At 68.9% G+C, this 8,852-nt stretch carries 10 protein-coding genes; 2 read left to right on the top strand and 8 right to left on the bottom strand.

The genetic code is table 11. The annotated features are described in order from the left end of the window. The coding region (locus A9X03_RS16845; RefSeq protein ID WP_156746576.1) for an ABC transporter permease at positions 1–1,141 on the top strand (1,141 nt) is incomplete at its 5' end. On the opposite strand, the gene A9X03_RS16840 is transcribed toward A9X03_RS16845, so the two are convergent. From A9X03_RS16840 to secY, 8 genes are all read right to left on the bottom strand, one after another. Further along, a complete protein-coding gene (locus tag A9X03_RS16840) occupies positions 1,128–1,754 on the bottom strand; it encodes a class I SAM-dependent methyltransferase (RefSeq protein WP_068262022.1) in 627 nt (208 codons plus the stop codon). The two genes, A9X03_RS16845 and A9X03_RS16840, sit on opposite strands and share 14 nt — an antisense overlap. After that, positions 1,751–2,317, bottom strand: coding sequence for a DUF4389 domain-containing protein (locus A9X03_RS16835; protein WP_068262025.1), 567 nt, complete (start codon positions 2,315–2,317; stop codon positions 1,751–1,753). The genes A9X03_RS16840 and A9X03_RS16835 overlap by 4 nt, the downstream gene beginning before the upstream one ends. A gap of 17 nt (positions 2,318–2,334) precedes the next feature. Next, on the bottom strand, positions 2,335–3,537 hold the full coding sequence (locus A9X03_RS16830; protein WP_068262019.1) for an NAD(P)/FAD-dependent oxidoreductase: 1,203 nt from the start codon (positions 3,535–3,537) through the stop codon (positions 2,335–2,337). Positions 3,538–3,546: 9 nt separating this feature from the next. Continuing rightward, positions 3,547–4,281, bottom strand: a complete 735-nt coding sequence (locus A9X03_RS16825) for an anti-sigma factor (protein ID WP_068262016.1) — start codon at positions 4,279–4,281, stop codon at positions 3,547–3,549. Positions 4,282–4,313: 32 nt separating this feature from the next. After that, positions 4,314–4,859, bottom strand: a complete 546-nt coding sequence (locus A9X03_RS16820; RefSeq protein ID WP_082954759.1) for a sigma-70 family RNA polymerase sigma factor — start codon at positions 4,857–4,859, stop codon at positions 4,314–4,316. A 167-nt stretch (positions 4,860–5,026) separates the two neighbouring features. Further along, positions 5,027–5,827, bottom strand: coding sequence for a type I methionyl aminopeptidase (gene map / locus A9X03_RS16815; RefSeq protein ID WP_067754341.1), 801 nt, complete (start codon positions 5,825–5,827; stop codon positions 5,027–5,029). A gap of 2 nt (positions 5,828–5,829) precedes the next feature. Beyond that, positions 5,830–6,375, bottom strand: coding sequence for an adenylate kinase (locus A9X03_RS16810; RefSeq protein WP_067778917.1), 546 nt, complete (start codon positions 6,373–6,375; stop codon positions 5,830–5,832). After that, entirely contained in the window at positions 6,372–7,697 is a 1,326-nt protein-coding gene (secY, locus tag A9X03_RS16805; protein WP_055405236.1) for a preprotein translocase subunit SecY, read from the bottom strand. The genes A9X03_RS16810 and secY overlap by 4 nt, the downstream gene beginning before the upstream one ends. A 231-nt stretch (positions 7,698–7,928) precedes the next feature. On the opposite strand from secY, the gene A9X03_RS16800 reads away from it, so the two are divergent. Continuing rightward, complete coding sequence (locus tag A9X03_RS16800) at positions 7,929–8,834, top strand: class I SAM-dependent methyltransferase (RefSeq protein WP_068017817.1); 906 nt, start codon at positions 7,929–7,931, stop codon at positions 8,832–8,834. The last annotated feature ends 18 nt before the right edge of the window (positions 8,835–8,852 follow it).

The following is an 8,852-nucleotide window of genomic DNA, read 5'->3' as shown; positions in this document are numbered from 1 at the left end:
GGCCCGCTCGTTCGGATCGGTCGGGGCGCTCGCGGCGGCCACGGTCGAGCGCGCACCGCGGCGGGTGTGGGCGACGGTGATGACCGTGTGCATCGGTGTGGTCACCACCGTGGTGATCACCGGCACCAACGCCGACATGATCCGCTCGGCCCGCGGCATGTTGTCCCCCGTCGCCGACGCCGCCGTGTGGGTGAGCGCGGATCCCCCCGACAGCTACCCCACCGATCCTCTGCCGCAAGGCCTTTCGGAGCGGGTCGCCGCAGTCCCCGGGGTCGCGCGGGTGACCGAGGGGGCATTCGGGTTCGCCGTCGTCGGGGGCACCCGCGTCCTGCTCGACGGCTTCTCCGGTGGCACCCATGATGCGCTCTTCCGCGCGCTCGACGAACGCCTGCGCGCCGACGTGCTCGCGGGCCGGGGCGTGGTGCTCACCCAGAATCTCGGTGCGACGCTGCATGTCCGCGCCGGCAACCGGCTGCAGTTGCAGACACCGCACGGCCCGCGCGAGGCCGCCGTGCTGGCCCTGGTGCCGTTCTTCTCGACCGTCATCGGCACCGTGGGTATCGATCTCGACCACCTGCGGGCGTGGTTCGACCGCCCGGCCGCGACGACGTTGCAGATCACCGCCGCACCCGGGACGGATCCGAAGCGGCTGCTGTCGGACGTCCGCCGGGTGGTGCCGGCGCCGAACCAGGTGTACGACGGCCGCGCGGCGCTGGCCGGGCTTGAGGCCCCGCTGCATCAGAGCATGTTCATCGCCAACGCCGTGTGGGTTATCGTGGTCGCGGTGGCCGCCGTCGCGCTGCTCAACACGCTGACCCTCTCGGTGACCGAACGCCGCCGCGAGATCGGCGTGCTTCGGGCCATGGGATCCAGCCGCCGGTTCACCCTGCGGACCGTCCTGGCCGAGGCGGCCGGAATCGGTTTGGTGGGCGGCCTTTTGGGGCTGTTGTTCGGCCTGACCGACCAGTGGCTGTTCAGCCTGATCAGCGGGGACATCATGAATTTTCCGGTCGGCTTCCGCCTGAGCCCGATGGCCCTGGCCTTCACCGCGGGTGCGCTGGCGATCTGCTTGCTCGGCTCGCTGCCACCGGCGCGGCGGGCGGCCCGGCTCAACATCATCGAGGCCGTCAGCGTGGACTGAGCGTGGCGAACCCCTGCAGATGGGGCTTGCAGGGGAAGGGGACCGGCGTGCGCGGGATGGTGTGCAGCGCGGTGGTGTCGAACCCGGCCGCGGCGATGGAATCCAGGGTCCGCCGGTTCGGCTCGCATCCAGCGGCCAGCCACGACCACGGCTTCGCGACCAGGTCCTGGAAGCGGCCGGTCGTGCCCTCCCCGCGCACATGCTCGAGGACGACGAGCCTTCCGCCGGGGGTGAGCACGCGGCGGATCTCACCCAGCGTGGCAGCCACGTCGTCGACCGAGCACAACACCAGACCGATGTGCACCGAGTCGAAGCTGTTGTCCGGGAAGGGGATCGACTCACCGGTCCCCTCCACGATGTCGACGGCGACGCCGTGGCGACCGGCGAGCCGGGACGCCATCCGCCGGAACGGCGCCTCCGGCTCCACGGCGGCGACCGACGTCACCGCCGCGGGCAGGAACCTCAGGTCGGTTCCCGGCCCGAGGCCGAGCATCAACAGCCGGCCGGTCGCGTTGCTCAGCGCCGCGCGCCGGTACCGGTGATAGAACAACCGGTCGAAGACCGGCTGGCCGAACCGATATACGTACGGGAACAACGGATTACGACGAGTCACCTGGCGCCCAGGTCCATCCGGAACGGCGGGTATTCGTCGCGCATCAGGGAAACGTACACGGCCACCCGATACCGCCAGCGGACGATGCCCAGCAAGAGATCGGACATGCCCCCCGGGATGGTCCCGGTGCACAACAGCGTCACCGCGGTGACCACGCACAGCAGCTGCAGCAGCGGCTCCATCGACCAGCAGAGCAGGACCTGCGGGATGGCCAGCAGCCATTTCACCAGCACGGCCCAGTTCTTCAGCCGCTCCGGATAGTCGACCTGCAGATCGCCCGGATAGTCCGGCCGCGACGAGAGCGTGAACGGCGGGTACCTGTCCGTGCTGTTCATCGGGAACCGGAAATTCATCACCCGCCACGACCAGCGCAGCACGCCGACGTTGAAGTCGAAGATCGGCCGCGGGTACCGCCCGGTGAACAGGATGGCGACGCCCGCGACGATTGTCGACAGCGGGTAGATCAGGTACAGCCCGATCAGGATCGGGTAGTGCGGCACCGCCAGCACGCACCACTTCACCAGCCAAAGCCAGCGTGACGGGGCGTCGAAATCGCCTCGCACCCTGACGGATTCGTCGTTCATGAGCTGGATCGGCTGGTCGTCGCCGCCCCCATCTCCCGGTCGATTTCCGCGGACATCCGGCGGTGGCTCGTCCACAACAGAAACATCGTAAGCGCGCGGGCCTGCAGCCGGTCCGGGATCAGCGCGGCCGGCCGCAACACGATCTCACCGTGCGATACCGGCAGCGATGCGACCCGCGACACGGCCATCACCCTGCGCCGCCGGGTCCTCTCATACCTGCGCAGCGCACTCGATACGCCCGCGCCGGTCGCCCGACCCGAGAGGGCCTTGCACAGCACCATGGTGTCGAGCAGGGCCTGGTTGGTCCCCTGCGCCAAGGTCGGCGGCATCGTGTGCGCGGCGTCGCCGAGCAACGTGATCGGGCCGCGCCCCGCGGGCGGCATCGGATGCCGGAAATGCGGGTACGGCGAGGGCGCCAGGTCGTCGTCGGTCAGCGCCGCCAACACCCGATCGACGGCGTCGGACCACCCGGTGAAATGGGAACGGATCGTCTCGATCGGACGGTGCGGCCGCACGAACTCGTGCGACCACGGCAGGTCGAACCACCACTGCACGTCGGAACCCCCGGCCGGCCACAGGCCCAGGTTCCCCCGCTCGCCGACGACCATGAGCGCGGTGTCCCTGTCCGGGATCTCCGCGAGGCTGATCAGCCCCTGCCAACTGCACCAGCCGGTGGGCTTGGCCGCCCGGCCGCCGACGGCGTCGCGGACCATCGAGTGCAGGCCGTCGGCGCCGATCACCACGTCACCCTCGACCGAGCCGCCGTCGCCGAACTCGACCCGGACGCCGCCGTGCGTGCCGGCCAACGCCACCGCCCGGCAGTCGCAGCGGACGCGGTCGGCCGGAAAGCCGTCCAGCAACCGCTCCAGCAGCACCCGGCGCGGAACCATCCGGACGGGTCCGCCCAGCCGGTCGGCCAACGCGGTCACGTCCAGCGTGGCCAGCGGGCGGCCCGTGGACGTCACGGCCCGCACGGTGGACAGCAGCTGACCGGCCCCGTCCATGTCGACGCCCAGCTGACGGAGCACCGTATCGCCGTTGGACCAGATCGTCACCGCACCGCCGGGCGCCCGGAGCTCGGGCCGCCGCTCGAAGACCGTGACGTCGTGCCCGTCCCGCAGCAATCCCCGGGCCACCGAGATGCCGCCCACACCGGCGCCCACCACCAGCACCCGAAGGGAGCGCCCGTGGCCAGACACGTCAGGGCCTTACATCGAGCGCTGCAGCAGGACTTGGCCGCTGTCGGCGGCGACCACCTGCACGGCGGCGATCTGGTCGACCGGCGTCGAGATGCTGCCCGCGGGCGTCGCGGTGTGCCCCGGCACGGCCACCCAGGTCGCCAGCCGCGTCTGGCTGCCGTCGCGACCCACCACGACCATCGCCAGCGTGTCGTGGTGCGCGTTCAACGGCGCCAGGCACACACACCGCAGGTTGATCGCTGTGCCCCAGTGCTGGCTGGACAGCTCCACCGAGGAGGTCAGCAGCGTCGTGCCCACCTGCGCCATCGGCTCCGCGGAGGCGGCCACCTGCTGCGACGAGGTCGACGAATAGCCCTGCACGCCGACGAACACACCGATCGCCAGCACCACGGCCGCGGCCGACGAGGCAACCCACGTCACGATGCGCGTGCGACGCCGGCGCCAGCTCACCTTGGCCAGCAACGACGTCAACAGCTCCGGCGACATCTCCGGTGTCGCCGCCAACGATTGCGCGGCCGGGTCGTTCATCGCGGCGACTTCCTCGCGGCTCAGCTGCGAGAGCAGGGCCGGCACACCGCTCAGGTCGGCGACGGCCTCCCGGCAGGCCCGGCAGTGCGCCAGGTGCGCCTCGAATTCGCGACGCTCTGCGGCCGACAACGAGCCCAACACGTATGCGGCGTCCCACATCACGTAAGGGTCGTCGGGCGGGCCGATCCCCCGTAGCGGCGCCTTCATGTCATCCATTTCCTCTTCACCCTTCAAGCTTTCGGAGCCCCTCAGCGGGTGACTCCAAGTTCCTGCAGAGTGAGCCGCAACGCCCGCACGGCGTAGTGTAATCGCGACTTCACCGTTCCCTCGGCGATGCCGAGGTCCGCAGCAATCTGTGCGGTCGTCCATCCGCGGTAGTAGGACCGCTCGATCACGGCCCGGTGCTCCACGGACAGCTGCGCCATCGCGTCGGCGATCAGCAGCTTGTCCAGCGCGGCGTTCACCTCGTCGGGCGTCGACCGCTCGGGTGCGCCGGCCTCGTCGGTCGAGGCGACGACGTTGCGGAAACGGGCGCTGCGCCGGTCGTCGATGATCATGTTGCGCGCGACCGTGAACAGCCACGCCCGCGCCGAGCGCTCGGTGTCCCCGACGACCTCCGGGTGCTGCCAGGCTCGCAACAACGTCTCCTGAACCACGTCCTCAGACATGCTCGCGTCGCCGGTCAACCGGAGCGCGTAACGCCACAAAACCGCTGCGTGCTCGTCGTAGAGCGCCTTCATCAGGGCGGCTTCGGCAGCTTCCGACGCCCCACGAGTGCCTGCCACACGAGCCACTCCATCACCTCCGACTACTGAAACGAGTCGAATGGCGGCTCGGTTCAATCGCCGCGACCCGCCGCGCCCGGCTCCGCCGCGCTTGCGATCGCGACCCGGTTCAAACGGCGCGACCCGCCGCGCCCGGCTCCGCCGCGCTTGCGATCGCGACCCGCCGACCCGCCGGTTTAGGCCAGCGTCAGGATGCGCGGACCGGCGTCGGTGACGGCCACGGTGTGTTCCCAGTGTGCCGCACGGGAGCCGTCGGAGGTGGTGACGGTCCACTCGTCGTCGAGCACCACGGTCTTGCCCGTCCCCAGCGTCAGCATCGGTTCGATCGCCAACACCGACCCCGGCGCCAGCAGCGGGCCGCGCCCCGGCGAGCCCTCATTGGGCAGGAACGGGTCCATGTGCATGTGCCGGCCGATGCCGTGGCCGCCGTAGCCCTCCACGATGCCGAACGCGAGCCCGTGCCGGCCCTCGGCCGCGCGCGTGCCCGTTTCGATGGCGTGCGAGACGTCGGTCAGCCGGTTGCCGGGCACCATCGCCGCGATCCCGGCCTCCAGCGATTCCCTGGTCGCGTCGCAGAGCGCCTGGTCGGCCGCGTCGAGGGTCCCGACGCCGAATGTGATCGCGGCGTCGCCGTGCCAGCCGTCCAGCACCGCGCCGCAGTCGATGGACACCAGGTCACCCGGCGCCAAAATCTCTCCGGCCGACGGGATCCCGTGCACCACCCGCTCGTTCACCGAGGCGCAGATCGAGGCGGGGTAACCGTGATAGCCGAGGAACGAGGGGATCGCGCCCGCCTCCCGGATCACCGACTCGGCGATCTGGTCGAGGCCGAGGGTCGACACGCCGGGAACCGCGGCCCCCCGCACCGCCTGCAGCGCCGCCGCGACCACCGCCCCCGCCGCCGCCATCGCGTCGAGTTCGTCGGGGGTGCGCTGCGGCACGATCTTGCGACTCCGCAGCCGGGCCAGCGGGCGCACGATTACTTGCCCAGCGCTTGCAGGGCGCGGGCGAACACCTCGTCCATGGTGCCGACGGCGTCGACCGTCTTGAGTTCGTCGCGGTAGTACTCCAGCAGCGGCGCGGTCTCGTCGCGGTAGACCTTCATCCGGTTCAGGATGACGTCGTCGGTGTCGTCGGCGCGGCCGCGGGCCTTGAGCCGTTCCAGCAGCTCGTCCTCCGAGACGCGGAACTCGAGCACCGCGTCGATGTCAGCGCCCCGGCGTTCGAGCATCCGGTGCAGCGCCTTGGCCTGCTCCGTCGACCGGGGATACCCGTCCAGGACGAAGCCGCCGCCAGCGTCGGAATCGCTGAGGCGGTCGTCAACGAGCTGGTTGGTCAGCTCGGAGGGCACCAGATCACCGGCGTCCAGGTAGCGCTTGGCCTCCAGGCCGAGCTTGGTCCCGTTCTCGATGTTGCTGCGGAAGAGCTCACCGGTGGAAATGTGCGGGATCCCGAGCTTTTCGGAGAGCTTCTGGGCCTGCGTTCCCTTGCCCGCCCCCGGCGGCCCGAGCAAAACGACTCTCACTTCAGGAACCCTTCATAGTTGCGCTGCATCAGCTGGCTTTCGATCTGCTTGACCGTATCCAAACCGACACCAATCATGATCAAAACCGCGGTACCGCCGAACGGCAAATTCTGAACCGCTCCGCCATTGCCTATCTGCAGGAACAAGTTGGGCAGCACCGAGATCGCGCCGAGGTAGATCGAGCCCGGCAGGGTGATCCGGCTCAGCACATAGCGCAGGTAATCGGCGGTGGGCTTGCCCGGGCGAATGCCGGGAATGAAGCCGCCGAACTTCTTCATCTCGTCGGCACGTTCGTCGGGGTTGAACGTGATCGACACGTAGAAGTACGTGAAGAAGATGATCAGCCCGAAGTAGATGCTGATGTAGATCGGGTCGCTCGGATCGGACAAGTAACTGCCGACGAACTTGTCCCACCAGCTGTTGCCCACGCCGCCGCTGCCGCTGCGGATCAACTGCGTGATCAGGTGCGGGATGTAGATGAGCGACGACGCGAAGATCACCGGGATGACGCCGGCCTGGTTGACCTTCAGTGGCAGGTAGGTCGACGTTCCGCCGTACATGCGCCGGCCCACCATGCGCTTGGCGTATTGCACGGGGATCCGGCGCTGGCCCTGCTCGACGAACACCACGCCGACGATGATGACCAGGGCGGCGACGCAGACGGCGGCGAAGATCGCCCCGCCGCGGCTGTCCAGGATGGTCTTGCCCTCGGACGGGATGCGCGCCGCGATGCCCACGAAGATCAGCAGCGACATGCCGTTGCCGATGCCGCGCTCGGTGATCAGCTCACCCATCCACATCACCAGCGCCGCGCCGGCCGTCATCACCATCACGATGACGACCAGCGTGAAGATGCTCTGGTCGGCGATGATGTCCAGCGAGCAACCCTGCAGCAGCCCGCCGTTGGCCGCCAGCGCCACGATGCTGGTCGCCTGCAGGATGGCCAGCGCGATCGCCAGGTAGCGGGTGTACTGCGTCATCTTGGCCTGGCCGGACTGGCCCTCCTTGCGCAGTTCCTCGAACCGCGGGATGACCACCGTGAGCAGCTGCACGATGATGCTGGCGGTGATGTAGGGCATCACCCCCACCGCGAACACCGTCAGTTTCAGCAGCGCACCGCCGGAGAACAGGTTGATCAGCGAATAGATCTGGCCGGCCGCGCCACCGCTGGCCTCCTTGATGCACTGCTGGACGTTCGGGAAATTGACGCCCGGGGACGGCAAAGCGGCGCCCAGCCGATAGAGAACGACGATGCCCAGCGTGAAGAGGATCTTCCGTCTCAGGTCGACTGTCCGCAGCGATGAGATGAAAGCCGAAAGCACTCTTCCTCCTGCGCAGCCGGGGGGTCTCCTGCATTCCGCGCCCAACACCCGCAGGCCAGGACGTACGGCCGCTTTATCTAAAGCGCGTAAAACCGTGTACGAGACTAACAGCTGGATTGGGTGACGCCGTCCACGGCCGTCGGCGACCGCCCATAAATGCACAGGAAGCCGTAAGCCACCGGAGGTAGAGTTCAGTTGGCTCGTTGCATTTGCTAAATAAATAGGAGCACCATGACACGCACTGACCAAGACAGCTGGGACTTGGCCTCCAGCGTCGGTGCCACGGCCACCATGGTCGCCGCGGCCCGCGCGCTGGCCAGCGAGGGCACCGACCCGATCATCGACGACCCGTTCGCGGCGCCCCTGGTGCGAGCCGTCGGGCTGGAGTTCTTTCGCCGCCTGGTCGACGGTGAGTTGGCCCCGGGGGACGTCCAAGACGGCGAGCGGAACCTGCAGCTGGAAACCGATTCGATGGCCGTGCGCACCCGCTTCTTCGACGACTTCTTTCTCAACGGCGCCCGCGACGGCATCCGCCAGTCGGTGATCCTCGCGGCCGGCCTCGACGCGCGCGCGTACCGGTTGAGCTGGCCGCCCGGCAGCGTGGTGTACGAGGTGGACCAGCCCAAGGTGGTCGAATTCAAGACCGCCACCATGGCCGAGCTGGGCGCCACTCCCACCGCGGAACGCCGGACCGTCAGCGTCGACCTGCGCGACGACTGGCCGGAAGCGTTGCGGCGCAGCGGTTTCGACCCGGCACAGCCCACGTCGTGGAGCGCCGAGGGGCTGCTGATGTACCTGCCGCCCGAGGCCCAGGACCGGCTCTTCGACAACATCACCGAGCTCAGCGCCCCCGGCAGCAAGCTGGCGACCGAATTCCACGGCGATTCGGGCCGGACGATGACCGAACGCGCCAATCAGTTCAACGAGCGGTGGGCGAACCTGGGCTGCGACATCGACCTGTCCGGGCTGTTCTTCGAGGGCGAGCGCAGCAACGTCGTCGAGTACTTGTCAGGCCGCGGCTGGCAGGTCAGCACACGCGAGCGCCGCGAGTATTTCGCCGACTACGGTCTGGTCTTCCCCGACGACGACACGTCGCAGCTGCGCAACATCGTCACCGTCTCCGCGACGCTGAGTTAACCCGATGGCGGCGACCCG

Origin of the sequence: Mycobacterium sp. E1715 (assembly GCF_001667625.1) — a bacterium.
GTDB lineage: Bacteria > Actinomycetota > Actinomycetes > Mycobacteriales > Mycobacteriaceae > Mycobacterium.
The sequence above is the reverse complement of the archived record's forward strand: the minus strand, read 5'-3'. Positions and strand labels throughout refer to the sequence as shown.